This window comes from Fictibacillus nanhaiensis (assembly GCF_019801215.1).
Taxonomy (GTDB): Bacteria; Bacillota; Bacilli; order Bacillales; family Fictibacillaceae; genus Fictibacillus; species Fictibacillus nanhaiensis_C.
In genome coordinates this window covers 792,708-817,161 of record NZ_JAHVJO010000002.1, presented here as the reverse complement: position 1 = coordinate 817,161, position 24,454 = coordinate 792,708, and the positions used below count along the sequence as shown (strand labels likewise).

Genomic DNA, 24,454 nt, shown 5'->3' with positions numbered 1-24,454 from the left:
TACCTATTTTTACCTATGAAACGTGTCTGCTTGCTAAATCGTTTGTAATAGGCTTAATCAAAATGGTAAATGTTATAAGAACGTTGTTAGAATGACAGGTTTTCAGTTAGTATAGAAGGATAAAGTTAAAGGTTTTGAAAAGAGGTTTCTAATGAATAAGGTGAACAAAAACTCCATTTATGGATTAACATTTAATCAACTAGCAACATGGCTTTTAGAACATGGGCATAAAAAACACCGAGCATCACAAGTCTGGGACTACCTTTACCGGAAACGTGTCACGGATTTTTCTATGATGACTGAAGTTAATAAAGAATGTAAAACGTTATTAGAAGAGAACTTTGCCATCCAAACATTATCTCAGCATGTTAAACAAGAAGCGTCGGACGGAACGGTTAAGTTTTTGTTTAAATTACAGGATGGCAACTTAATCGAGACCGTCTTAATGAGACATAAATATGGCTTATCGGTGTGTGTCACGACCCAAGTCGGGTGTAATATTGGCTGCAGTTTTTGCGCAAGTGGATTGCTAACCAAAACCCGAGATCTATCAAGCGGTGAGATCGTTGAACAAATCATGAATGTTCAGCATCATCTAGACAACGCTAAACAAGAAGAAAAAGTGAGTCACATCGTGGTAATGGGCATTGGAGAACCCTTTGATAATTTTGAGAACATGGTTGATTTCTTACAAATCATCATTGATCCGAAAGGTCTTTCGATTGGTTCAAGGCATATTACCGTATCAACTAGCGGAATTGTAAACAAAATCTATGAATTTGCGGATACGAATTTGCCCGTTAACCTAGCTATATCCCTGCATGCACCCAACAATGAGCTGCGTACTAAAATCATGAAGATTAATCGCGCGTTTCCTGTTGAACAATTAATGGATGCCATCAAATATTATATCGAGAAAACAAATCGAAGAATTACGATCGAATATATTTTACTAAAAGATGTCAACGACCATATAGAAGAAGCGAAGGAACTTGCTGCCCTTTTTGAGGATAAAAAGAAGAAGGTATATATTAATTTAATCCCGTATAACCCGGTAGATGAGCACAGTCAATATCAACGAAGTGCTCAAGAATCAGTTCTTGCTTTTTATGACACGTTAAAAAAGAATGGAATTAACTGCAAAATACGCCAAGAACATGGAACAGATATCGATGCGGCATGCGGGCAGTTAAGAAGTAAACAAATTAAGCAAGATAAAGGGAAGACTGTAAATCAGTAAGCTAGAGAGAGGCCGATTCCTATATAATCGGTCTTTCTTGTTATTGACATTTGTAAATGAATTACATATGATGAGGGTAATCAATGGAAGGGATGGTGTGTTTGTGAGCGTTGTCGTTCTTAACTAAAACGAATTGGATAAAGGTATACAAAAGCAAGAATTTAACGGATATCCGTTTTATTTGCCATGTCTTTTGTTGCCGCCATTAGTTAAGAACAGCGGTCAGATACAAGCCATCATACTCAACCCCTTTGATGCTGCCGGACTCTTCTTAAGAGCCGTTTTTTTATGCATTTTTTTCAGGGTGAAGTTTATCTATGAGGCAGAAATGACGTGTTCATTTCTGTCTTTTTTTATTGGAATGTTACTGGCCTCTGTTTGAGGAGGGGATAACGGCTCAATGAAGGAAAGGAATTAATCAGCCACTTTGAAGATAAACGGAGGTAATACCATTGAATACTCAAACCATGACTATGCTTGAATACAACAAAATTAAAGAAAACCTTAGCAGTTTTGCGTTGAATGCTGTTACAAAAGAACACATAAAAAAACTAGAAGCTTCTACCAATCAAAAAGTAATCGAATCATGGATTCAAGATACAACAGAAGCACGCACAATTCTTGAAAAAAGTGCTAGTGTACCGATTGCGAACCTAAACGGATTAGAGCACATTTTAGACATATACAAAAAAGGGTTAAACCTTAATCCTGATCAGCTCTCTCTTATATATGCCCTTCTTGAGAATGTCAGCAAGCTTCAGCGTTATATGAAAGATAAAGCATTTTTAGCACCGGCAGTTTCGAGTTACGCTTATTCTATGTTTGATCTCCCAGATCTTAAAGAGGAAATCTATCGAAGTATCCGGAACGGTCAAGTAGATGACCATGCGAGCAAACCTCTCTTGAAGATCAGAAAAAAGATTGCTGTTGTTGAAGAACGAATCAAATCAAAATTAGAAAGTCTTCTGAAATCTTCAGCTTATCGGGACATTATGCAAGAGCTGATTATTTCAATGAGAGATGGCCGTTATGTCATTCCTGTCAAAAGCAAGTTCAAACGAAATATAGACGGGCAGATTTTAGATAGCTCTTCGAGTGGTGCCACAGTGTACATGGAGCCAAGTGACATTCGTAAACTACAGACAGATATCAGTATGTTAAAAGCAGAAGAGGAGATTGAAATCTCTAAAGTTTTGAGCCAGCTAACTGGATTGGTTGCGCTATATGACCGTGAAATTGGAATAACAATGGAAGCAATGGCACATTACGATTTTATTTTTGCAAAAGCGAAATATAGCATATCGCTCGGAGCGAGAAGAGTAGGGTTAAACGACGAAAACAAGATACAAATCAAGAATGGAAAACACCCATTACTCGGAGAAATGTGCGTTCCGTTAAATTTTACACTTGGTGATACCTATCAAGCGCTTGTCATTACTGGCCCAAATACAGGAGGGAAAACGGTCGCAATTAAGACGGTTGGTCTGTTGACACTAATGGTCCAATCCGGACTGCACGTTCCGGTAGATGAGGGAAGCAACTTTGCAGTGTTTCGGGAAGTGTTCGTTGATATTGGCGATGGCCAAAGCATCCAACAATCATTAAGTACGTTCTCTTCACATATGACAAACATCATTTCTATCCTGAAGAATGCAGGTCCGCGCGATCTAGTCATTCTTGATGAACTCGGAGCGGGTACGGATCCTACAGAAGGGATGGGGCTAGCTGCTTCCATTCTTGAAAAACTGTACAGCCAGGGCTGCATGATTGTGGCAACGACCCATTACAATGAAATAAAAGAATTCGCAAAAATTAATCCTGGTTTTGAAAATGGCTCAATGGAGTTTGATCTTGATTCTTTATTGCCCCTTTACAGATTGATTATTGGAAAAGCAGGTAATAGTCAGGCGTTTTCCATCGCTCTTAAGTTGGGAATGGACCGTGAAATCATTAACCGGGCACAAGAGCTTACGTACAATGAAGTTTATCCACATGTGGATAAACAGAATAAACTGAACTTGTCCACATCCGGTAAAGACGAACTTCTTTATTTACGAGAAAAAGCACAATCAAAAGTTAGGAGAGATAAAGAAAAACTAAACCATGTTAATCCTAAAGATGAGGTAAGTTTTCAAATTGGAGATAGGGTTTATGTGTCTAGCCTCAAAAAAGCAGGAATCATTCATGAACTCGAGAATAAACAAGGGGAGTACAGTGTAATGGTCGGAGATAATAAGATGACCATTCATAAAAAACGGTTAAAGCTCCATATCGATAGCAAAGAGCTTTACCCGGAAAACTATGATATGAATATCATCTTTGAAACAAAAGAAAATCGAAAAAAAGACAAACTCATGAAGAAGAGGCATGTGGATGGGTTAACCATCGATAGAGAGAATAGCTAGAACGGGTGGGACGTAATGAAAAAGAATCAATTGATTTGCAAAAAGTTAAACGTGGATGATCTGCACGAGGATTTTTTAGAAAAGTTTGATCGTTATCAAGTAACGAATCAGGTTTGGTTTAATGATAATAACAAATACAAGGTGAAAGCAGACCATTTTACGGAACAGTGGGACACACAGAAAAAAGAGTTTGTGACAGAATCACTCCGTAAATGCGTGAATAGGGGTGGAGTTGTTATAGGAATCTTTCATGATAAACAACTTACGGGTTTCGCCAATGTAGAAAACACATTGTTTGGTTCAAAGAAGGAATATGTGGAAATGTCATATATTCATGTCTCCTATGAACATAGAGGCTTAGGAATGGGAAAGAGTCTATTTAAAGCGTGTTGCGATGAAGCTTTGATTTTAGGTGCTAAAAAGTTGTATATCGCTGCACATCCTTCGATTGAAACTCAGGCATTTTACCATTCAGTAGGATGCCGTCCAGCATTGGAAATTAATCAAGACATACTTGATAAAGAACCACTTGACATACAATTAGAAAAAATTCTATAAATCATGAAGAGAGACTTCTTACTATAGGAGTCTCTCTTTTTTACTTCATCATGTCTTTGATTTTTAGTTTGTATCGCTTCTTCCTCTTTTTAATCGTGAAAATATATGTTTCTAGTGACTTCTGATTTACTCATTCTATTATCACTCGTATGCGCTGTAGCTGGGTTTAGTACGGCTCCTACCTCTTTTACAATGCAATGGATTAAATAGAAATATTTTATTAATCATGTGTTGCTTGTCCCTTCCATCTTTCCCCCAATTCATAAACAGTTTTTTTAATAATGCCCCATTTTAGGCTTGTTTTATTTTTACAATGATCCTTACTTGACGTTTCCTTTTACTATTTTTTAGCGAGTGAAAGTAGGAAGTGACAAGCAAAAAATTCGATAGGGGAGAGGGGCTTTTCTGAATAATCACAGCGCAAACATTTTTGTTAACATGTTTGCAACTTCGTTTGCAAATGTTTGCTTTATTGTTTACAAGTTTACAAATACGCTTACATGTTGCTGTGTAAGTATTCTCGGAGTTTTTAGTAAATGTTTACAAGGTTGTTTGCAAGTTTACATTTTTATTAAATATGAAAATAGGCATTGTTTAATTTAGCCTAACACTCTAATCTGTTAATATAGTTAAAAAATATTTTTTAACAAGAAAGGATGCATGCGCATGAGTAATTCTAGAATTGCAGCTGTAGATGTTGGTAATGATTCATTAAAAGGTATTTTTGGAAATTTAGATTATGAGCTGAACATACCAAACGTAATTGCAAGAGACATAGAAGACCGACCGGTAATCGGTATTGAAGAATTAGACAGCAAAGATCCTTTAGAAGGAATACATATTAAAGTCCACTCCCCTGCTCTTAAAGAAAACAATGTAATTTATCGTGTTGGTGAACTAGCAGCAAAAAGTGACAACTCTACTGAACTAGATCCAGGGAGCAGCAAATCAGAGGAAGACCAAACACTAATTATGCTATTTGCATCACTGGCACTGGACGCTGTCAGAGAAGAAAATGGCCATACGTTCCCTAAAAACAACAATGTAATCGACTCTAGCTATATTTTAGGAACAGGACTACCTCTTCGTGAAGTAAAAGAAGGGAAAGATGCTGGTTACCGTTCGAAATTACTAGGATCCGTTCACCAAGTAGAATTCCTCGTTACTCCCAAATATCAAGGGATAAAAGTTAACTTGAAGTTTGAAGATGTAAAAGTATATCCTGAAGGATTCGCAGCATTTATCAACCTTGTAATGGATAATGATCTAAACATCATTAATAAAGATTTAATCGACAAGCCAATCCTTATTCAAGATATTGGTGGGTTGTCTACGGATATTGCCGTTATCAAAAATAGGAATGTAGACGATGACAAAGCACAGGGCTTTAATCTAGGCGTTTCTGAAGCACTTGAGCAGATTCGAGAAGAGATTCGATCTAAACATGGTGTAGAACTCGATAGCCGACGTGATGTTGTTGATATCATTACGAAAAAGACGAATCGAAACCACATTATGGTGCGTGGAAGCCGTACTAGCGTTCATGATATTACAGACAGAATTTTAGTTGATTTAGCGAAGAAGCAATACCGCCTTCTGCGCAACGTATGGCAGAAGAATTCCCAAACAGAGATTTGTTATTTTGTTGGGGGAGGATCTGCTGTATTAAAAGACTATATTAAAACGTTAAACAACAATTTAGATGGCTATAACATCGACTTTTTTGAGGATGAAAAAGAGAGCATCTGGATGATGGCAAACGCTTATTATAAATTGATTTCTGACCACCTTAAGAGAACAACGAAAGAAAAAAAGAGTGAGGACAAAGAGAAAAAAGCCGTTAAATCTTAAGTAGGGTGATGAAATGGATAAAAAAGCAGCCAATGAAATAACAAGAGGAAAGACGATTGCCTTTCGGATACCCTCTGACACCCCAGACCATGTATTAAAGCAGCTTCAAAAGCTAAAAGAAACAGAGAGACGCAACTTTTCAAGTCGTATATCAGAGTTTGTTATGCATGGTGTTGGACAAACCATGCAAAAGGATAGAGAAACCATTACGATTCCTCTTCCGAAAAATCTTAGTAAAATACAGCGGGATTGGTTAAAGCATGAACATTCCGAGGCGTTATTAGGAAATATCATGTATCAGCTAATATCCAACCCAGTCAGGACGGCTTCATTACTTGCGGCTATCAATAGTAACTCAACAGACATTGATCAAGCTTTGTATTTACAAGAAGATTCGATCACAGAAGATAATACTTCTAAAAGTGAGTTGAACCAATTACAAGATAACAGCCCAATTGAGGATCTTGGCGATGATGACTTGAGTCAGTTCGATTGGGATTCTGCAAAGCGTGAGGAAGAGGATACAAAGAATCAAGATTTGGATGAAGAGAAGGAAATGGAAGATCTTTTAGGTGATTTTCTGGCACATATGAATAAGTAATGAATGTAGAGCGCAACTGTAGTCCATGGTTGCGTTCTTTTTAATTTACCTCAAATGGTACAAAAATATTTTAAGAATGAAATCAAAAGAATTAACCAAACTATTTAAGAATGTATTAAAAAGTTAAGGAGAGATACTATGAAGAAAAAATTCATTACGCTTGTAATGATTTTCGCTATCGCTTTTCCCATGTTAGCTACACCTCTTCAAGCCGAAGCAAAAACGAAGCAGCGATTACAAGGACAGTGTTATAGCCAGCAAGCAATCGACCTGTATTCTGCTCAAAGAAGGTTATGGAAAGACCATGTTTATTGGACAAGAAGCTACATTGTGAGTGCCTTGTCAGGATTAGAGAACAAGGATGCGGTTTTGAAGCGCCTTCTTCAAAATCAACTAGATATCGGAAACTCAATCAAACCTTATTATGGTGATGCAGCAGGTAATGAGCTTGGAAAACTGTTAACCGAGCATATTGTTATTGCCGGACAACTAGTAGATGCAATGAGTAAAGGCGATAAAGTCAATGCTCAAAAATACAATAAAGAGTGGTATCGTAATGCTGATGATATCGCGAAGTTCTTAAGCAAAGCAAATCCAAACTGGTCGGAACAAGAACTAAAAGACTTGTTGTACATGCATTTGAAACTTTTGACTGATGAAGTGGTTGCAATGTTAAATAAAGATTGGGCTGGAGAGATTGCAGCTTTTGATAAGGGAGAAGATCATATCATCCTTCTTGCAGATGAAATCACAAACGGTGTGATGAAGCAATTCCCTAATCAATTCAGAAACCAATAAACTATAAAAGCCTCTCTGAAAAAGGGAGGCTTTTTTCATATGATTATCACGTGGGGCAGGATGATGTACCAGTTGTTTAAAAGAAGTCGATAAATGCAGCAGGTTTTTTTGTAATGATATTTTCCAGTCTTTGAATCGCTGAATAATCACCCATTAATTTACCGCACTCATACAAAAAGGCAGTTTTTTGTGTTCCTAGTAATAAGGCAGTTAACGTTTGTACATCCATATGAATACTCTCTTCAGATGGTTCTTTTGAAATTCCATCCTCAGAAATAGTATATGTACCATTGTTCCAGTCGGCTTTTTCATCCGTAACCGTAATGGAAAGCGGAACTCCAACCTTCTTAAACGGATATTTTCTTAAGAATGCTTCTACATCTACAATACGCGCCATGAAATAGGGATAATGTTCTTGATGTATTCTAGGATTGTCTAATAAATAGGGGAGCTGATCACCAGCAGGAGCCACGATCTTTACCTTTTCAACCATAGAATCGTGTTGGCAAATAAAATTCCATAGAGCACGTCTCGCGTTTTCAGTTACATACACAAACTCTTGAACATCAAGTAACTTATCGGCTGCTTTGCAGCAAAGGTAGCCTTTAGGTTCTCCATTTTCATCTTTGTAAACAATTCTGTTATAACCATCCGTAAAGACATGGTTATTCCACCAGTAATCAGAGCGTACGAGAAGATGGTTGTATTTCTTAAACCATGCTTCATAAATCGTATTTAAAGTAGAGTTTCCTTCCTCATTTTTTAATCGGCACACACTACCGGGGACATCTTGATAACGGGTTAAATCGCTTTTTTCAATCGTGTATTTGTTAACGGATGCAGTCAGCTCCCAACCGAAACGCCGATAAAAGTTCACGTTAAACGGATGCAGCAAGCTAATCGTTTGGCCCTTATTTTTCATCGATAAAAGGGCTCGGTTCAACAAGCGTGTAACAGAACCCTTCCTCCTATGCTCAGGCCATGTGGCCACTCCTGCAATTCCTCCCATTGAAAATATGTGATCCTCAATATTTATTTCCAGAGAAAGAATATGCAATTTTGAAATCAGATCTCCATCCTCAAATTCTCCCCAAATCTCATGTTTTCTTAACATTTCATATCGTTTCTGCAAGTCTTCTTTTTTTACTTTATACTGAAAGGCATATTCCGAAAGCTCGATGGACTTATCCAGTTCTTCGTCTGATAGTTTTCTTATTTCCATGTGAAACGACCTCCCTTTTACCTAACATTGTACAAGTTCAGTCGGTTTCTTGAAAAGTGGAATCATATCATTTTCTGAGTATTAGAAAAACGAAGAAAGCTGCATTGATATAATAGAGAAATATTGGATATTTATAAAAAAGGTCGATAAAACATTCATGATAAGTTATAATTATAAACTGTTATGCATAAAGACACGCGTGTGAAGTGAGGAGTATTTGTGCGAATTCATAAATATGTTAGTTTGACTGGATTTTGTTCCAGACGAGAAACGTCACGTCTTCTTGAGCAAAGAAGGATTACAATAAATGGAGAAATCTGTGATAAGGATTCAATCGTGGAAAATGATGATCTTGTTCTGATCGATAACGAACCCATACCTCGAAAAGTATCAAACCTGTACCTAGCCTTTAATAAACCTGTGGGAATCATTTGTACATCTAATCCAGAGATAGAAGGAAATATTTTAGATTGTGTGAAGCTGCCTGAAAGGGTATTTCCTGTCGGTCGCTTAGACAGGGCTTCACAAGGGTTAATTCTTTTAACGAATGATGGTGATTTATCAAATCGTATTTCACAGTCCGAATACGGACATGAAAAAGAGTATGAAGTAACAGTGAATGAGCCAGTTACAGATCTTTTTCTAAAAAAAATGGCTGAAGGTGTACCGATTCTAAACACCATCACCAAACCATCAAAAACGTGCCTTGTCAGTAAATATGTATTTCGAATCACTCTCACACAAGGGTTAAACCGCCAGATTAGAAGAATGTGTAAGGCGCTTGGTTATGAGGTGGAAAAATTAGAACGTATCCGGATTATGAATATACATCTTCATACATTAACTCTTGGAGAGTGGAGAGAACTTAAGCCAGAGGAACTAGCTGAGTTAAAGAAGGATTTAGGTCTTCTCTCATAAGGGAAACGGTAAGGAAATCCCCTAAAACATGGATTATGTAGATTATTTATAAATTTGCGAAAATTGTAGAAAACTCATATACTTGTAAATGGAAAGCTAATGAAAGCGTTTTATATTTAAGAAAGAGAGGCATTACAACATGGAATTGCAAAAACAACAGATAGACAACGAAGTAAAACAACAAAGCTTAAGCAAGTTTATTATCCCTTCATTAATTGGTATTTTCCTATTTATGATTCCTATCTCATATAATGATGAAATCACCATACCTGTTGCAATTTTTGCAGGAGTATTACAAGACGTGATTGGTAACTATATTCCTCAGATTATGACAATAATAATCGGGTTAACGGTTCTAGGCTCTTTAATCACGTATATAGCAAAACCAAAATTTATTATTCAAAACACCTTCTTAGAAAAATTATTTAATGTCCATTTCGTTTGGCAATTGATTCGTGTCGTCGGTTTCATTTTTGCGGTCATGACATTGTACAAAATTGGACCTGAAGCAATTTGGTCTGAAAACACAGGGCAATTGTTGCTGTATGATTTGATTCCTGTTTTATTTTCCGTATTTTTATTTGCCGGATTATTCTTGCCATTATTGTTTAACTTTGGCTTGCTTGAATTTTGTGGAGCAATGCTAGTGAAGATTATGCGTCCAGTGTTTAAGCTTCCTGGCCGTTCATCCATTGATTGTCTTGCTTCATGGCTTGGAGATGGAACGATTGGTGTATTGCTAACAAACAAGCAGTATGAACAAGGGTATTATACGAAGCGTGAGGCAGCTGTTATTGGTACAACATTCTCTGTTGTATCCATTACTTTCGCTATTGTTGTACTGGCCCAAGTAAAATTGGCACACATGATTGTTCCTTATTATTTAACCGTTGTGTTGGCTGGGCTCGTATGTGCGATTATTATTCCGCGAATACCGCCGCTTTCTAGAAAACCAGATACGTATTATGAGGGAGCACAAGAAAACGTTGCAGATGAAGTTATTCCCGAAGGAGAAACTCCGTTCCGCTTCGGATTGAAAAAAGCTGTTGACCGCGCTGATCAAAACCAAAAAGCAGCTCCTTTAGTTAAAGAAGGCATTCAAAACGTTCTCGACATGTGGATGGGTGTTGTACCAATCGTCATGGCCATTGGAACCTCTGCACTAATCGTTGCGGAATTTACGCCATTCTTCACTTATCTAGGGGCACCATTTGTGCCGATACTAGAGTTATTGCAAGTTCCACAGGCAACAGAAGCTGCTCAGACAATCGTGATTGGTTTTGCGGACATGTTCCTTCCATCTATAATCGGAGCAGGCATTGAAAGTGAATTGACTCGCTTTGTCATTGCTGCAATGTCAGTCATTCAATTAATCTACATGTCTGAGGTTGGCGGACTGTTATTAGCTTCAAAAGTACCTGTTAACTTTAAAGATTTAGTGATTATCTTTTTCTTGCGTACGATCATCTCGCTTCCGATCGTTGTTGGGATGGCACACTTATTCTTTTAGAAATTAAAAAAGATGTTCAAGGAGAAATCCTTTGAACATCTTTTTTCTTATAATATTTTTTGGATATGCTTTTCAATTGTTTCAGGTTTATCTGTTGGAGCAAACCGGTTTACTACATTCCCGTCACGATCAATCAAGAACTTTGTAAAGTTCCATTTAATCGCTTTTGAACCTAAAATACCTGGTGCTTCAGAAGATAGATATTTAAATAATGGATGTGCATCTTCTCCATTAACGTTCACTTTCCCGAACAACGGGAAGCTAACTCCGTAGTTTAACTCGCAAAACTCTAAGATTTCGTCGCTTGTTCCAGGCTCTTGTGCACCAAATTGATTACATGGAAACCCAAGCACTGTAAAACCTTTTTCTTTGTTAGATTCATATAGTGATTGAAGCCCTTGATATTGTGGAGTAAATCCACACTTACTTGCAGTATTGACGATTAGAACAACGTCACCTTTATAAGCTTCTAGGTTGGTTTCCTCGCCTTTAATAGATTGAACAGGAAAATCGTATATGGTCATCTCAACCGCTCCTTTTGTTTCATTTCTCTTATTTTAACGGTAAATGCAAAAGCTTTCATGGAAAATGCTCTTGATGGTAGAATAAGGATATTGAGAGGGGGGATGGAACAGTGGATGTAGTGTTTCATGTGGAACATCAGGTTTTTAATTACCGTGTAGCAGGAATCTTTATCCAAAACAATCATGTATTAATTCACCGATCAAAAATGGAAACACACTGGTCATTGCCAGGAGGAAGAGTGAAGCTTGGAGAAGATGCAAGGTCAAGCTTAAAACGTGAAATGCAAGAAGAGTTGGCCATAGGTGTTGAGCCAGTTAACCATCTATGGACAGTCGATAATTTTTTTACATATAATAATAAGCAATTTCATGAAGTTGGACTATACTTTTCGATAGAATCTAAACAACCCTTGCCATATTATGAGGGGAAAGAATTTACGGTTGAGGAAGCCGAAAGACTGGTGTTTAAGTGGGTTCCTTTAAAAAAGTTGAATGAATACGAGCTTTACCCTGAAGTGGTAAAAAACAAGCTTATGACAGGTTCAATGCAATCCGATTATTTTTTTGTAAATGATCTCCAAAATGCATAAGCCGATTGGAAAAGTAAATGGGTATATGGTGAGAGACAGCGATCATGCTGTCTTTTTTTTTGCAATAAAAGAAGAGGTTGTCCACCTGAAAAGCACAAAATAGCTGTTATGTAATTGTAGGGGGACAGACCCGGGTCTGTCCCCCCTCTACGCCTGAAGTCTTATTGGAAAATACTGCTACGGACAGTTTTGAGTTTCTTTGCGAGGAGGTAAGCTAAAGATACGAAAGGAGGAAGCTTTTATGAAAAAATTAGGCTTACTTGTTGTTGGAGGAATTGCAGCTATCGTGCTGATGGCAAACTTAGGTCCAATGGTTGGACTCGCAATCGGGCTTGCTGTCATGTATTACGCATTTAAAAAATGTACCACAGCTGAAACAGGCCGCAAGAAATTTTGGTGGGGTGCACTTTCAGTAATAGGGCTGTGTGTGTCGGTTGCCAACATTCCTGCCATATTAGGAGCTGTGGCGATTTATGTTCTTTATATCGTGTACAAAAAGTGGAATGAAAAAGGGGAGTCTACTGAACAGCAAATGGACAGTGATCCTTTTACCAATTTTGAAAATGAATGGACAAAACTGAAAAACAGTTAATTAAAGAAAAAGGAGCTAAGAAAAATGAATGTATTTGAACGAATCAAAAACACCATTACGGCTGATGTTCACGAACTTCTTGATCAAAAAGAGGATAAAAATCCACTTAGTCTACTAAATCAGTATTTAAGACAATGCGAGCAAGAAGTAAATAAAACAAGGAAGCTTGTGGAACGCCAGCAATTGTTATTGGATCAGTTCCGCCGTGAAGTAAAAGAAGCGGAAGAAAAGGCTGTAAAACGGGCCCACCAGGCTGAATTGGCACAGCAAGTGAACGAACAAGAGCTTTATCAATTTGCCATTCAAGAGAAAGCGCAGCATGAAACACGAGCAAATCAGTTAAAAGAATCAACAGCACAAGCTGAAAAGGATCTTGCTGAGATGGAACAAAAATATGAGCAAATGAAGCATAAACTAAAGGATATGCAGATTAAGAGAATGGAATTAATGGGCCGTGAAAATGTAGCAAGAGCTCATCAAAAAATGGACCGCATTTTAGGATCAGAGGGTCCTCTTAAAAAGTCAGTTTTTCGATTTGAAGAGTTAGAACAGTATATGGACCGTCTTGAACAAAAAGTAAATGAGCACTATTTTGCGAGTTCAATGGAATCAAAACTCGCGAAATTAGAAAAAGATTGGAAAAAACAAGATTCATCTACTTCCGTATAAATGAAGATGTGATACGATAAATAAGACAAGGCGCAACCACCATGCGCCTTTTTAGATCGTTTCAGACAGAGAGGAGTGAATGCAGATGCCGATTAAAAAACAGAATGAATTAATGAGCTGGCTGCTTTTAATAGCAGGTGTGCTGCTGCTATTAGAAGCGGTATTTAACGGAGAAAATATCGTGTTCACCCTTTTGTTCTGTGGAGTTCTTATTTATTTCGGACGTAAAAGAATGCCAAGACGCTCAGGAAAGTTAATGTTTTGGCTAGGATTGTTCATATTATTAATCAATATATTGAATTTATTTGCTTTTAAATTTTTACTTGTTGCCGTTATTCTCTATATCATTGTGAAATTTTATCAATCAAAGCAAAATCCAATACTTATCTCACCAAGACTTGAGCACACAATCATGACCACAAATGAAAACATCTATACAAAAGAACCTCTTTTAAAAAATATAGGATTTGGTACACAGCAAACGCCTGATCATGTTTATGAATGGAGCGACATCAACATTCAGTGCCCAGTAGGCGACACGATTATTGATCTCAGTCAAACCCTTTTGCCGGTGGGGGAATCGGTTATTTTTATTCGTGGTCTTATAGGGAATCTTTCCATTCATATCCCGTATGAAATAGAGGTAGCTGTAAATCATTCTGTACTTGCGGGAAATACAATGATTTTTGATCAGCATGATCCGAAGATGTTTAATAAAGTCGTTTCCTATCGAACAAAAGATTATGTGGAATGTGAGAAAAAAGTAAAAATCGTAACGAGTTTAATTGCTGGAAGTTTGGAGGTGAAGCGGGTATGAGTACCGTTTTGCGCCATATGCTCTCAAGCCTCTTTTTGGCATTTGGAGTATCTCTCCTTTTAGGGTCAATTGTATATTTTTTATTTCCTATCGAAGACTGGTCCTTTTTGCTGAAAGAGAGGTTATTAGACTTTCCGATAGCCTTTGTTATCCCATTTTTAGTATTCATTTCAGGAGCTTTCTACGGCTTAAATACAGGCATTACGTCCCGTAAACAATTGAACCTCATCCAACGTACGCTGAAGTCTATTGAGGATGGCAGGCAAGTGGATATGAAAGAAGTGAGCAGCCTTGAATTAAAGGCAATTGTGAAACGCATGGAAGGTATTCAACAGCAGTTAAGTGAGAAGATAAGGCAGTCTCAAAAAATGGCTACTGAAAAAGCGGTAGATCAGGAAAAACGTATCCAAGATATCATTTCTCAAGAAAGAAATCGGCTGGCAAGAGAACTTCATGATTCTGTTTCTCAACAGCTTTTTGCTGCAAGCATGATTATGTCTGCCGTCAATGAAGGACGAACAGAATCGGAGACAAGGGAATCAAAGCAATTAAAGCTAGTTGAAGAAATGATTCATCAAACTCAGCTAGAAATGCGTGCTCTGCTGTTGCATTTGCGTCCGGCAGCTTTAAACGGAAAGTCTCTGCAAAAAGGAATGGAAGAACTTTTACAAGAGCTGTTGCAGAAAGTACCTATCGATCTGAAGTGGAAGATTGAAACGATTCCTCTTGATAAAGGTGTAGAGGATCATCTGTTTCGGATTCTGCAAGAATCGATATCAAATATTCTTAGACATGCACAGGCAAACAAAGCTCAAATCTTGCTTGTCCAGCGAGATGATCTTATCATTTTACGCATTGAAGATGATGGTGTCGGATTTAGGTTGGATCAAGAAAAAACAGGCTCATATGGTCTGCGGAACATGCAGGAGCGGGCTGCCGAAATAGGCGGTAATCTTAAGATTGTGAGTTTGCCAGGCGAAGGAACACGTCTTGAAGTGAAGGTTCCGATTTTATCGGCGGGAGAGGAAAAAGCATGATAAAAGTATTGTTAGTCGATGATCATGAAATGGTTCGAATTGGGGTTTCGGCCTATCTTTCCGCGCAGCCGGATATCGAAGTAACAGGTGAAGCGGAAAATGGAAAAATAGCGGTAGAGCGTGCTTTAGCGCTTAAACCGGATATTATCTTGATGGACCTAGTGATGGATGAAATGGATGGCATTGAAGCAACACGCCGTATTACAGAATCCTGGCCAGATGCGAGAATCATTGTGGTGACTAGTTTTTTAGATGATGAAAAAGTCTATCCAGCATTAGAGGCAGGGGCAGTTAGCTATATGCTAAAAACCTCTAAAGCCAGTGACATCGCACAAGCTGTCCGTGATACGTTTCATGGCAGATCTGTACTTGAACCAGAAGTCACGGGTAAGATGATGAGCAAGATGAGGCAAAAGAAAACGCGCGAGCTGCATGAAGAGCTAACTGCGCGAGAGACGGAAATTTTGTTATTGATGACTAAAGGAAAAGCGAATCAGGAAATCGCAGATGAACTGTTCATTTCGTTAAAAACGGTAAAAGTTCATGTGAGTAATATTTTGAGCAAGCTTGAAGTGCAAGACCGAACTCAAGCTGTAATCTATGCGTTTAATCACTCGCTCGTGTAAAATAGTAGCGAACGATTATTCATCCGCTTTTACAGGGATATGCTGAAAGGTTTTGAAATCAAAAAGTCCTAAGTCGGTTAGCTTTATCTCCGGAATGACAGGGAGAGTTAGGAAGGATAGAGTTAAGAACGGGTCAAAATCTCCATGAAAGCCTAGTTCTTTCAGCTTGGTTTTTAATGTAATGATCTCATCGTTTACTTGTTCGAACGGACGGTCTGCCATTAATCCTGAGATGGGGAGCGGAACGGATGCGAGTATGTTTCCGTCCTTTACGACGACATAACCGCCCTGCATGCCGTTTATCGCCTCAATAGCCGTGAGCATATCGTTATCATTTGTTCCTGCAACAACAAGATTGTGGGAATCATGAGCAACGGTTGAAGCAATTGCGCCGGATTTTAATAACAACCCTTTTACAACCCCAAGGCCGATATTCCCGGTTTGGTTATGTCTTTCAACGACAGCCATTTTTAATAGGTCGTCAGCAGGTGACGGAACGAACTCCCCGTTTTCGGCTTTAACACGGAGTACTCTCTTATTTGTGACAAGCTTGTTTGGAATGAGCTCGATTACATGAACGTTTTCTCCGTTATTTATTTCTATGGCTAGTTCTAACTTTTTTACTTGATGAATGTTAACGGATCTTTTTAATGTTTGGGGAAGAGAAGAAGCGGCATCCGTTTGTCCTGTGTACTTTCCGTCAGATGCTACTGATCTTCCATCCACAAATACCTCTGCAATTTTAACATTTTTTAAATCATCCAATAAAAGAAAATCTGCTTTATATCCTGGTGATATAGCTCCTTTTTCACGCAGCCCATAACATTCCGCAGCATTTAAAGAGGCCATCTGAATTGCCTGAAGCGGTGAGATTCCTTCTGAGATCGAAAGTCTTACGTTGTGATCCACACTGCCTTCTGATACAAGGTCATCAAGATGCTTGTCATCTGTACAAAATAAGAAGCGCCGAGCATTTGAGGGGGTTACTGCTTGTATCAATGCTTTAAGATCTTTTGCTACAGATCCCTCACGGATTAATACATACATACCCCGGCGGATTCGCTCTAACGCTTCATCAGCTGTCGTACATTCATGATCGGTTGTAATCAGAGCAGACCGATACACATTGATTCCGTTCTTATTGAGTCCTGCAGCGTGTCCGTCAATGTAGGAATGATGGTTCGCCGCAGAGGTGATTTTATTGAGCATATCTTCATCCTTGTTAAGAACAGCAGGGTAATCCATGACTTCAGCCAGTCCTAGAACACGGGGATGGCTGTAGAAAGATTCAAGGTCTTCGGCTTTTAATACAGCTCCTGCATTCTCGAATGGGGTTGCCGGAACGGAGGAAGGGAGCATAACCCGAACATCAAGGTGCAAACCTTCAGATTGTTCTAACATGAATGAAATGCCTTCTTTTCCTGATACATTTCCGATTTCATGAGGGTCTGTAATGACTGTTGTTACACCATGTGAAAGAAGTACCTTACTGAATTCAGCGGGCGTGACCATTGAAGATTCTATATGTACGTGGCCATCAATAAAAGCAGGACAGATGTAACGTCCGGCTGCATCAATCGTTTTCTGACCTTCAAATTCACCGATTCCGGCAAAGTACCCATCGATAATGGCTACATCTCCTTCGATGATATCAAGATTGAATACATCGATAATCTTTCCGTTTTTGATCACTAAATCAGCAGGCACTCTTTTTGCACTAACATCAATCCGTCTTTTAAGATGATCTCCATTCATGTTTTAATCTCCTTCAAAGCGTAGATTTACTTAGTATACGAACCTCGTTTGTTTTTATTTTAGGCTTTTTTCTAAGGGTTGTTACTTTTGGAAACTTTTTTCTCTCATCATATGCAAGTTGATTGAAGCGAAAGGTGTGAGACTCCTCGAAAATTTTACTTCAAATTTTCTTCGTGCGATGTATAGCTGCCGGAGCATTCCTTGTACTACGGGACGAGCGGTCTGGTGAGAGACTCCTAGTGGCGCATAGCGCAGGAGGCTCACCGTACGCCCCGTGGAAAGCGAGCAACCTGGAGCGGAAATTAACTACGTTCAAAAACAACAGAGTTTACGAAAACAGCCTTATTTTATTATTCCTGGAAAAGTAAAACGGTCTCCTGTTTAATAGGAGACCGCGCCTTGAGGTTATTCACTAAGTATATCTATAACGCGGCCAACCTGACCGTCTTGAAGCCTCACTTTAATACCATGAGGATGGTTAGGTGAGTTGGTGAGAATGTCTTTAACAATGCCTTTTGTTTTCTTCCCTGAACGCTGATCTGCTTTTAAGATAACGTTAACGGGAAGTCCAGGTGTGATATTAGAGCGTTTACGATGCATTATACGCCTGTTCTCCGTGCCTGGTTATTGGCTTTTTTCGTTTGTTGATTTTTTAATTGTTTTGTTGACTTTACTGGCCCCTTACTAAACGTTCCGCCAGCTTGCTGTGCTTTTTTCTCAGCAAGGCGCTGCTTTGCAATTTCCTGAAAGGTTAATTTCTTTTTCTCCTCTGCCATCGTCTATCACCTCTATTTATTTTCTGATTCGGAATCCAGATTCTTTTAAATATCCTTCTGCTTCTGCATATGTTTCAAACGCTGCTTCTAGTGCATCGTCTTCATCAAAGATAAACCACATGCCGTCTTCACCAACTAAACGAATTTCCTCATGGCTGTGACTGTACCAGCGTTCTTCTTTACGTTCCCCATCATCGGTACGTTCTTTTTTCGGCTGCTGCCAGCCATGTGTTTTTGAAAGGAATTCCATGGACTCTTTAATTAGAGCGATCAGTTCATCTGCTTCATAATCACGGATGTTCACGTATCCTTTATCGTTTTTCACGCTCTGTGGAAGATGACCTCCATAAACAAAGCCGTTTCCGTTTGGGTGAAGATGGTAGACGACTGTTTTTTTATCTTGGACACTTCCTTCATAGTGAAAATTAACACGGCCAAGAGATACCTCATGTAATTCCAATTCAGGAAAATTTTCTTCTATTAATGCAATTTTATCTTCAAATGAAAGCATATTTTATACTCTCCGTTTCTTTTATTGTGATTGGTTGATTATATCATACCCAAATAAAAAAACGAAAATAGCACAGTGAAAAAGAACATCAGAAGATACTCTGATGTTCTCCGGTGAATTTTTATAAAGCGGATGGTTCTTTTTTAATGGATTTCTCAAGTTCAAACCAATAGTCTGCGAGTGTCTCCATCCCCATATCAAAATTTTCGAGGTGGAAGTGTTCATTCGGTGCATGGAAGTTTTCTGTTGAGAGTCCAAAGCCCATTAAGACCACTGGAATATTTAACAATTGATCAAACGTTGCCACGATTGGAATCGAACCGCCTCCACGTGTGAAAGCTGTAGGGACGCCATATACTTTTTCATAAGACCGGGCAGCCGCTTGAATAGCAGGGTGATCAAAAGGTGTAACGTATGGTGCTCCTTTATCGAATAGGGTAACCGTAACCTCTACACCGACAGGTTTATGTTTTTCTATATGACGTTTTACTTTTTCAATAATCTCATCAGGGTCCTGATTCGGAACAAGACGACAGCTGATCTTTGCGTGTGCTTTTGCCGGAATAACCGTCTTGACCCCTTCACCTTGGAAGCCACCCCATACACCATTAAGTTCGAGGGTAGGGCGTGCCCATGTACGCTCGATGTGGGAGTAGCCTTCTTCACCTGTCAGTTCTGTTACGCCAAGCTGATTCTTCAAGGCTTCTTCCGTTAATGGAAGGGCACGGAAAGCATCTCTTTCTTCGTTTGTCAGGTCTTGTACGTTATCGTAAAAGCCATCGACTAATATGCGTCCGTTATCATCACGGAACGATTGAAGAAGCTCCGTAATTGCGTGAAGCGGATTTTGGACCGCTCCTCCATATAGGCCTGAGTGAAGGTCACTGTTTGGTCCTGTCACATCCACCTGCATCGCACACATGCCGCGCAGACCATAGCAGATTGCAGGCTTGCCTCTATCAAGCATACCTGTATCAGAAATAACGATTACATCAGCTGCTAGAAGCTCTTTGTTGTTCTCTATGAATTTTGGTAGACTTGGGCTTCCGATTTCTTCTTCTCCTTCAATGCAGAACTTGAAGTTTAATGGAAGTGTTCCTTCAGATTCTAGGATGGCTTGTAACACTTTTACGTGCATGAACGTTTGGCCTTTATCGTCGGATGCGCCGCGAGCGTATAATTTGTTGTCACGAATAGTAGCTTCGTATGGAGGGGAATCCCAAAGCTCGATAGGGTCAACAGGCTGAACGTCATAGTGGCCATAAACAAGCACTGTTGGTTTGCCTTCTGCTTTTAACCAATCAGCATAAACGACCGGGTGTCCATCTGTTTCATAGATTTTCACGTTATCCATGCCGGAGTTGGCAAGGTTATCTGCAATCCATTCTGCTCCTTTTCGAACGTCTTGTTTGTGCTCAGCCAATGCACTCACACTCGGAACGGCGAGCCAGTCGGTTAATTCTTTTAAATGTGTGTCACGATTTTCTTTTAAATAGTTCACAATTTTGTCTGTCATCATGAAATCCTCCTTATGTACGTTACGCTTTACTTCCTAGTTTAATGGAGTTTAGCTCAGAAATGAAATAATCTTTATCCTCTTTTTTAGCAATATTTTCAGCCGCATCATGCGCTAAAGAAATGAACTTGTCCATCATGGTATCATCGTCTTTTATCATGTACGCTCTTGCTGCTGCCTCATAGGCGAATGCTAAGTCAAAATCTCCGATGTTATTTTCAAGACAAAGCTGCAAGGAATGTTCAGCGTGAAGCAACGCAGAATCAGCCATCTTTAATAAAGAATAGACTCTGGATATCTGCCATTCTCCTCGTGCAAGATTTAGCGGCCCACCAGCTAAACCCCAATGGTATCGGGAGCTGTGAGCGGTATGAATCATCTCCATAGCTTCTTCTTTCGTCCGATTAGCCTTCTCCATCAGATCCCACGTTTTATTAAAATTATCAACCGCTTGTTTACGATGCCATTCTTCTTTAGTTAACATGTCCATGGATTTCACACACCTTATGTATTTGTGGTTTACTAAAGGTAAAGCTATCTTTAAAGGTATTCTGTATAAATAAAAATTTCCCTTTTTAAAAGTATAGATAGAAAGAAGTGTAGACACATTGAATAAAAGAATTGGATTTATCGGTTTTGGAAAAATGGCGCAAGCGATGGCTGGCGGAATCATGAAGTCTGGCTTAGTAAAAAATGAGCAGATTATGGCAAGCATGCGTACGGAGAAGACAAGAGAATATGTCAAAAACGAGTTTGGCATTCAAGTGAGTCCATCGAATTCTGACGTATGCCGTTTTGCTGATGTATTGTTCCTGGCCGTTGCTCCTTATGCGTATTTTGATGTGATTGAGGAGGTTAGATCTGAAATGAATCCTGAAACGATCATCGTCACGATTGCTGCCGGCATTACGACACAGGACGTCGAACACGCCTTTGGGCAAAAAGTAAAAGTAGTCCGTACGATGCCTAACACTCCTTCTCTTGTGGGGGCGGGAATGACAGCTGTTTCTGTGAACGATGAAATAACTGACGAAGAACTGACGCTCGTTGAAAAACTCTTGAGCAGTTTCGGAAAAGTGGAAATTATTGAAGAATCTCAGATGGATGCCATTCCTGCGATAAGCGGGTCATCACCTGCCTATGTGTACATGATGATTGAAGCGATGGCAGATGGAGGCGTAAGACAAGGTCTTTCACGTGATCAATCCTACCGTTTAGCAGCCCAAGCCGTTTTAGGAGCTGCACAGATGGTTCTTGAAACAGGAAAGCACCCAGGAGAGCTGAAGGACCAAGTAACCTCACCTGGAGGGGCAACGATAGCGGCGGTTTCTACTCTTGAACAGGAACGTTTTAGAGGAGCGGTGATGGCCGCTATGGAAAGCTGTACGAGGAAAGTAAAAGAATTGGGGCAAAAATAATGAGTTTTAAAGAATTAGGCGTTACAGATGAATTAGCAGAGATTTTGCTTCAAAACGGAATTGGGGAACCGACTCCTATTCAAAAAGAAACGATACCTGTTATTTTGGAAGGATCAGATGTAGTCGGACAGGCACAGACAGGAACAGGGAAAACCCTTGCATTCGTGCTGCCACTCCTTCAAAAAATAGACGCGGAACGAGACGCTATCCAAGGGTTGATTATTGCCCCCACTAGAGAGTTAGCGATACAGATTACTGCAGAGGTCCGAAAACTGACAGAGTCTCTGGGAGATATTCATGTTCTTGCCGTATATGGAGGGCAGGATGTAATTGCACAGATGCATCAGCTGGAAGGAAAAGTTCATCTAGTTGTCGGAACCCCAGGCAGACTGTTAGATCACATTCGACGAGAAACGATTGATCTGTCTAGCGTGTCAACCTTCGTACTCGATGAAGCGGATCAGATGCTGCATATCGGATTTTTAACAGACATTGAAGATATTATGGAAAACGTACCAGCAACCCGTCAAACCTTACTTTTTTCTGCAACGATGCCGGATGAAGTAAAGAAGCTTGCCCGGACGTATACAAAAAATCCACGAGATATTCATATTCAGACAAAGAACATTACCTTGAAGGAAATACGGCAGCGTGTGGTTGAAACAACGGATCGAGGAAAGCAGAATGATCTTGTCCGTTCTATCCGCTTGTTGCGGCCATATTTGGCCATCATTTTTTGCCGGACAAAGCGAAGAGTAAGCAAACTGAACGAGGCTTTACAGAGTATGGACTTCAACAGCGATGAACTTCATGGCGACCTATCGCAAGCCAAAAGGGAAGACGTGATGAAACGGTTTCGTCAAGGAGACATCCAGTTTTTGGTCGCAACAGATGTGGCAGCACGAGGTCTTGATGTTGAAGGGGTTACCCATGTGTTCAACTACGATATTGCTTTGGATGCCGAAAGCTATATTCATCGAATCGGCAGAACCGGACGGGCTGGGGGAAAAGGACTTGCTGTAACGTTTATCGCTCCGAAAGATCGCAGGCTTCTGCAGGTAATCGAACGGGAAACGAATCAAAGATTAAAAGTATTAGAGTTGGAATATTTATAGAATTATTTCATCTCCAAATAAATCGGTCCGTAAAAAAGTAAAAAGTAAAAGTTATAATTTAAAGTAAAACGGGTCATCCTTCTTGGTGACCCGATTTTTTTTATCAAAAACTAATTTGGCAGGAAAAATCAGCTTCAATCAAGGTTTCTTTATGGGTACATAATACCAACTATTATTACCAGGTAATAAAAATGGTTGCTTCCTAAAACAAACCTTGTTACGATAGTAAAGTACGAGAATTCGAAAGAGTCTGATTTAGAGGAGTTGAGCAGATGAAAGACCTACAATCTTTTGGCTGGTATGCAGCAAAAATTGCTCCCAAGCTTCCAAAAGAAGCCTTCAAACCGGTACCATCACGGCTATGGGGAGGATTAGTTTACTTATTGATTGCTATCGCCGGTATATTAGTTATCGGTTTATTAAATAATCTTCATCCTTGGATAGGAATTGGAATCGCTGTCATATTAGGAACAAGCTTTGCTGGAATGGGCTTTTTAGGACATGAAATTCTCCACGGCACGGTCATTCGTAAGCCATGGTTGCGTGACTTTTTAGGAGCTGTTGCTTTTTGGCCGCTTAGTGTCGGTCCAAAATTATGGCGAAAATGGCACAACACGACACATCACGTACACACGCAAGAGGATGGGGAAGACCCTGATGCTTGGCCAACATTAGAAAACCTGTCACACAACCCATTTCTACAGAAAGTATATAAGCTTCCGTTGTGGATGCGTTCAATCGTCAGCTTTGCCTTTTTGTCAGTATCGTTTACGATTCATGGACTATATATGTTCAAACGATTTATTAAGGAATTTAAACCGAGTAATCGTCCATCTGTTTGGATTCAGCTTTTACTTCCGTGGGCAACGTGGCTAAGCCTGTTAGTGTGGCTAGGTCCTGTTAAGTGGTTTTTCGCCGTATTGCTGCCGCTTTTAATTGCCAATGCCATCGTGATGAGCTATATCTCAACAAACCACCGTTTAAATCCGATGACGGATGTAAATGATCCTTTAGCGAACAGCTTAACAGTTACCGTACCAAAATGGGTGGATGTGCTTCATTTCAACTTTTCCTATCATACGGAACATCATTTGTTCCCAGGAATGAGTCCAAAATATTATCCGCTCGTGAAGAAGCATATTAAAGAAATGTGGCCTGAGCGTTATCATGAGATGCCTCACTGGAAGGCATTGGTGACGCTGTGGAAAACACCGCGAGTTTATATGAACAATCATCAGTTTGTTGATCCGGCACCGGGCAATGTATATCAATCACTTGGACATGGGCTTAACCCAGACAACATTTCCTATCAAAAAGGGGAAACAGGGGAGCCGGAAGTAAGTACAACAAATCGAACAGTTAAAAGCACCCATTAGTTGAGGGCTGACTAAAAAATTGATATTTT

The 24,454-nt window shown here is 39.4% G+C and carries 25 protein-coding genes; 17 read left to right on the top strand and 8 right to left on the bottom strand.

The annotated features are described in order from the left end of the window. Window positions 1-160: 160 nt before the first annotated feature. From rlmN to KUV80_RS12630, 6 genes are all read left to right on the top strand, one after another. A complete protein-coding gene (gene rlmN, locus KUV80_RS12655; RefSeq protein WP_222463166.1) occupies window positions 161-1,240 on the top strand; it encodes a 23S rRNA (adenine(2503)-C(2))-methyltransferase RlmN in 1,080 nt (359 codons plus the stop codon). Window positions 1,241-1,692: 452 nt separating this feature from the next. Further along, a complete protein-coding gene (locus KUV80_RS12650; protein ID WP_222463061.1) occupies window positions 1,693-3,645 on the top strand; it encodes an endonuclease MutS2 in 1,953 nt (650 codons plus the stop codon). Window positions 3,646-3,660: 15 nt separating this feature from the next. Beyond that, window positions 3,661-4,203, top strand: coding sequence for a GNAT family N-acetyltransferase (locus tag KUV80_RS12645; protein WP_222463060.1), 543 nt, complete (start codon window positions 3,661-3,663; stop codon window positions 4,201-4,203). A 666-nt stretch (window positions 4,204-4,869) separates the two neighbouring features. Beyond that, window positions 4,870-6,054: a ParM/StbA family protein gene (locus KUV80_RS12640; RefSeq protein ID WP_222463059.1), complete on the top strand. Its 1,185-nt coding sequence runs from the start codon at window positions 4,870-4,872 to the stop codon at window positions 6,052-6,054. A gap of 13 nt (window positions 6,055-6,067) precedes the next feature. Beyond that, a complete protein-coding gene (locus KUV80_RS12635; protein ID WP_222463058.1) occupies window positions 6,068-6,655 on the top strand; it encodes a hypothetical protein in 588 nt (195 codons plus the stop codon). Window positions 6,656-6,793: 138 nt separating this feature from the next. Further along, window positions 6,794-7,453, top strand: a complete 660-nt coding sequence (locus tag KUV80_RS12630; protein ID WP_222463057.1) for a glycosyltransferase — start codon at window positions 6,794-6,796, stop codon at window positions 7,451-7,453. A 76-nt stretch (window positions 7,454-7,529) separates the two neighbouring features. Here KUV80_RS12630 and KUV80_RS12625 read toward each other — a convergent pair whose 3' ends face one another. After that, window positions 7,530-8,675 (bottom strand): GNAT family N-acetyltransferase, encoded by a 1,146-nt coding sequence (locus tag KUV80_RS12625; protein ID WP_222463056.1) that lies wholly within the window; start codon window positions 8,673-8,675, stop codon window positions 7,530-7,532. 219 nt (window positions 8,676-8,894) lie between these two features. Here KUV80_RS12625 and KUV80_RS12620 point away from each other — a divergent pair, with 219 nt between their 5' ends. Further along, window positions 8,895-9,593: a pseudouridine synthase gene (locus tag KUV80_RS12620; RefSeq protein ID WP_222463055.1), complete on the top strand. Its 699-nt coding sequence runs from the start codon at window positions 8,895-8,897 to the stop codon at window positions 9,591-9,593. A 139-nt stretch (window positions 9,594-9,732) separates the two neighbouring features. Then, complete coding sequence (locus tag KUV80_RS12615; protein ID WP_222463054.1) at window positions 9,733-11,103, top strand: YjiH family protein; 1,371 nt, start codon at window positions 9,733-9,735, stop codon at window positions 11,101-11,103. 47 nt (window positions 11,104-11,150) lie between these two features. Here the strand turns inward: KUV80_RS12615 and KUV80_RS12610 are convergent, their stop codons facing one another. Then, window positions 11,151-11,627, bottom strand: a complete 477-nt coding sequence (locus KUV80_RS12610; RefSeq protein ID WP_222463053.1) for a glutathione peroxidase — start codon at window positions 11,625-11,627, stop codon at window positions 11,151-11,153. A 110-nt stretch (window positions 11,628-11,737) separates the two neighbouring features. On the opposite strand from KUV80_RS12610, the gene KUV80_RS12605 reads away from it, so the two are divergent. The 6 genes from KUV80_RS12605 to KUV80_RS12580 all read left to right on the top strand — a co-directional run bounded on the left by KUV80_RS12605 (window position 11,738) and on the right by KUV80_RS12580 (window position 15,958). Next, window positions 11,738-12,217 carry an NUDIX hydrolase gene (locus KUV80_RS12605; protein ID WP_222463052.1) on the top strand — a complete coding sequence of 160 codons (480 nt, stop codon included), beginning with the start codon at window positions 11,738-11,740 and terminating at the stop codon, window positions 12,215-12,217. Between the two features lie 241 nt (window positions 12,218-12,458). Next, window positions 12,459-12,809, top strand: a complete 351-nt coding sequence (locus KUV80_RS12600) for a flagellar basal body rod protein (RefSeq protein WP_222463051.1) — start codon at window positions 12,459-12,461, stop codon at window positions 12,807-12,809. A 24-nt stretch (window positions 12,810-12,833) separates the two neighbouring features. After that, a complete protein-coding gene (locus KUV80_RS12595; RefSeq protein WP_222463050.1) occupies window positions 12,834-13,478 on the top strand; it encodes a PspA/IM30 family protein in 645 nt (214 codons plus the stop codon). An 85-nt stretch (window positions 13,479-13,563) separates the two neighbouring features. Continuing rightward, window positions 13,564-14,295, top strand: coding sequence for a cell wall-active antibiotics response protein LiaF (gene liaF / locus KUV80_RS12590; protein ID WP_222463049.1), 732 nt, complete (start codon window positions 13,564-13,566; stop codon window positions 14,293-14,295). Next, a complete protein-coding gene (locus KUV80_RS12585) occupies window positions 14,292-15,332 on the top strand; it encodes a sensor histidine kinase (RefSeq protein WP_222463048.1) in 1,041 nt (346 codons plus the stop codon). The genes liaF and KUV80_RS12585 overlap by 4 nt, the downstream gene beginning before the upstream one ends. Beyond that, on the top strand, window positions 15,329-15,958 hold the full coding sequence (locus tag KUV80_RS12580) for a response regulator (protein WP_222463047.1): 630 nt from the start codon (window positions 15,329-15,331) through the stop codon (window positions 15,956-15,958). Before KUV80_RS12585 ends, KUV80_RS12580 begins: the two co-directional genes overlap by 4 nt. A gap of 15 nt (window positions 15,959-15,973) precedes the next feature. Here the strand turns inward: KUV80_RS12580 and ade are convergent, their stop codons facing one another. The 6 genes from ade to KUV80_RS12550 all read right to left on the bottom strand — a co-directional run bounded on the left by ade (window position 15,974) and on the right by KUV80_RS12550 (window position 21,006). Next, the gene (ade, locus tag KUV80_RS12575; RefSeq protein WP_222463046.1) at window positions 15,974-17,713 is read right to left on the bottom strand and encodes an adenine deaminase; all 1,740 of its coding nucleotides are present in this window, start codon (window positions 17,711-17,713) and stop codon (window positions 15,974-15,976) included. 405 nt (window positions 17,714-18,118) lie between these two features. After that, entirely contained in the window at window positions 18,119-18,316 is a 198-nt protein-coding gene (locus tag KUV80_RS12570) for a YwbE family protein (protein WP_222463165.1), read from the bottom strand. Further along, a complete protein-coding gene (locus tag KUV80_RS12565; RefSeq protein WP_222463045.1) occupies window positions 18,313-18,489 on the bottom strand; it encodes a hypothetical protein in 177 nt (58 codons plus the stop codon). Before KUV80_RS12565 ends, KUV80_RS12570 begins: the two co-directional genes overlap by 4 nt. Before the next feature lie 16 nt (window positions 18,490-18,505). Further along, a complete protein-coding gene (locus KUV80_RS12560) occupies window positions 18,506-19,000 on the bottom strand; it encodes a hypothetical protein (RefSeq protein ID WP_222463044.1) in 495 nt (164 codons plus the stop codon). A 121-nt stretch (window positions 19,001-19,121) separates the two neighbouring features. Beyond that, a complete protein-coding gene (locus KUV80_RS12555) occupies window positions 19,122-20,516 on the bottom strand; it encodes a dipeptidase (protein WP_222463043.1) in 1,395 nt (464 codons plus the stop codon). Between the two features lie 22 nt (window positions 20,517-20,538). After that, window positions 20,539-21,006, bottom strand: a complete 468-nt coding sequence (locus KUV80_RS12550; RefSeq protein WP_222463042.1) for a hypothetical protein — start codon at window positions 21,004-21,006, stop codon at window positions 20,539-20,541. Between the two features lie 118 nt (window positions 21,007-21,124). Between KUV80_RS12550 and proC the strand changes: the two genes are divergently transcribed. The 3 genes from proC (at window position 21,125) to KUV80_RS12535 (ending at window position 24,425) form a co-directional block, all read left to right on the top strand. Beyond that, window positions 21,125-21,934 carry a pyrroline-5-carboxylate reductase gene (gene proC, locus KUV80_RS12545; RefSeq protein ID WP_222463041.1) on the top strand — a complete coding sequence of 270 codons (810 nt, stop codon included), beginning with the start codon at window positions 21,125-21,127 and terminating at the stop codon, window positions 21,932-21,934. After that, the gene (locus tag KUV80_RS12540; RefSeq protein ID WP_222463040.1) at window positions 21,934-23,049 is read left to right on the top strand and encodes a DEAD/DEAH box helicase; all 1,116 of its coding nucleotides are present in this window, start codon (window positions 21,934-21,936) and stop codon (window positions 23,047-23,049) included. The genes proC and KUV80_RS12540 overlap by 1 nt, the downstream gene beginning before the upstream one ends. A gap of 272 nt (window positions 23,050-23,321) precedes the next feature. Continuing rightward, entirely contained in the window at window positions 23,322-24,425 is a 1,104-nt protein-coding gene (locus KUV80_RS12535; RefSeq protein ID WP_222463039.1) for a fatty acid desaturase family protein, read from the top strand. Window positions 24,426-24,454 lie beyond the last annotated feature (29 nt).

Excerpts from the sequence above, each read along its gene's own strand:
- KUV80_RS12645 (WP_222463060.1), top strand. The coding sequence starts at position 3,661 with ATGAAAAAGAATCAATTGATTTGCAAAAAGTTAAACGTGGATGATCTG.
- KUV80_RS12640 (WP_222463059.1), top strand. The coding sequence starts at position 4,870 with ATGAGTAATTCTAGAATTGCAGCTGTAGATGTTGGTAATGATTCATTA.
- KUV80_RS12635 (WP_222463058.1), top strand. The coding sequence starts at position 6,068 with ATGGATAAAAAAGCAGCCAATGAAATAACAAGAGGAAAGACGATTGCC.
- KUV80_RS12630 (WP_222463057.1), top strand. The coding sequence starts at position 6,794 with ATGAAGAAAAAATTCATTACGCTTGTAATGATTTTCGCTATCGCTTTT.
- KUV80_RS12625 (WP_222463056.1), bottom strand. The coding sequence starts at position 8,675 with ATGGAAATAAGAAAACTATCAGACGAAGAACTGGATAAGTCCATCGAG.
- KUV80_RS12615 (WP_222463054.1), top strand. The coding sequence starts at position 9,733 with ATGGAATTGCAAAAACAACAGATAGACAACGAAGTAAAACAACAAAGC.
- KUV80_RS12610 (WP_222463053.1), bottom strand. The coding sequence starts at position 11,627 with ATGACCATATACGATTTTCCTGTTCAATCTATTAAAGGCGAGGAAACC.
- KUV80_RS12600 (WP_222463051.1), top strand. The coding sequence starts at position 12,459 with ATGAAAAAATTAGGCTTACTTGTTGTTGGAGGAATTGCAGCTATCGTG.
- KUV80_RS12595 (WP_222463050.1), top strand. The coding sequence starts at position 12,834 with ATGAATGTATTTGAACGAATCAAAAACACCATTACGGCTGATGTTCAC.
- liaF (WP_222463049.1), top strand. The coding sequence starts at position 13,564 with ATGCCGATTAAAAAACAGAATGAATTAATGAGCTGGCTGCTTTTAATA.
- KUV80_RS12585 (WP_222463048.1), top strand. The coding sequence starts at position 14,292 with ATGAGTACCGTTTTGCGCCATATGCTCTCAAGCCTCTTTTTGGCATTT.
- KUV80_RS12580 (WP_222463047.1), top strand. The coding sequence starts at position 15,329 with ATGATAAAAGTATTGTTAGTCGATGATCATGAAATGGTTCGAATTGGG.
- ade (WP_222463046.1), bottom strand. The coding sequence starts at position 17,713 with ATGAATGGAGATCATCTTAAAAGACGGATTGATGTTAGTGCAAAAAGA.
- KUV80_RS12565 (WP_222463045.1), bottom strand. The coding sequence starts at position 18,489 with ATGGCAGAGGAGAAAAAGAAATTAACCTTTCAGGAAATTGCAAAGCAG.
- KUV80_RS12560 (WP_222463044.1), bottom strand. The coding sequence starts at position 19,000 with ATGCTTTCATTTGAAGATAAAATTGCATTAATAGAAGAAAATTTTCCT.
- KUV80_RS12555 (WP_222463043.1), bottom strand. The coding sequence starts at position 20,516 with ATGACAGACAAAATTGTGAACTATTTAAAAGAAAATCGTGACACACAT.
- KUV80_RS12550 (WP_222463042.1), bottom strand. The coding sequence starts at position 21,006 with ATGGACATGTTAACTAAAGAAGAATGGCATCGTAAACAAGCGGTTGAT.
- KUV80_RS12540 (WP_222463040.1), top strand. The coding sequence starts at position 21,934 with ATGAGTTTTAAAGAATTAGGCGTTACAGATGAATTAGCAGAGATTTTG.
- KUV80_RS12535 (WP_222463039.1), top strand. The coding sequence starts at position 23,322 with ATGAAAGACCTACAATCTTTTGGCTGGTATGCAGCAAAAATTGCTCCC.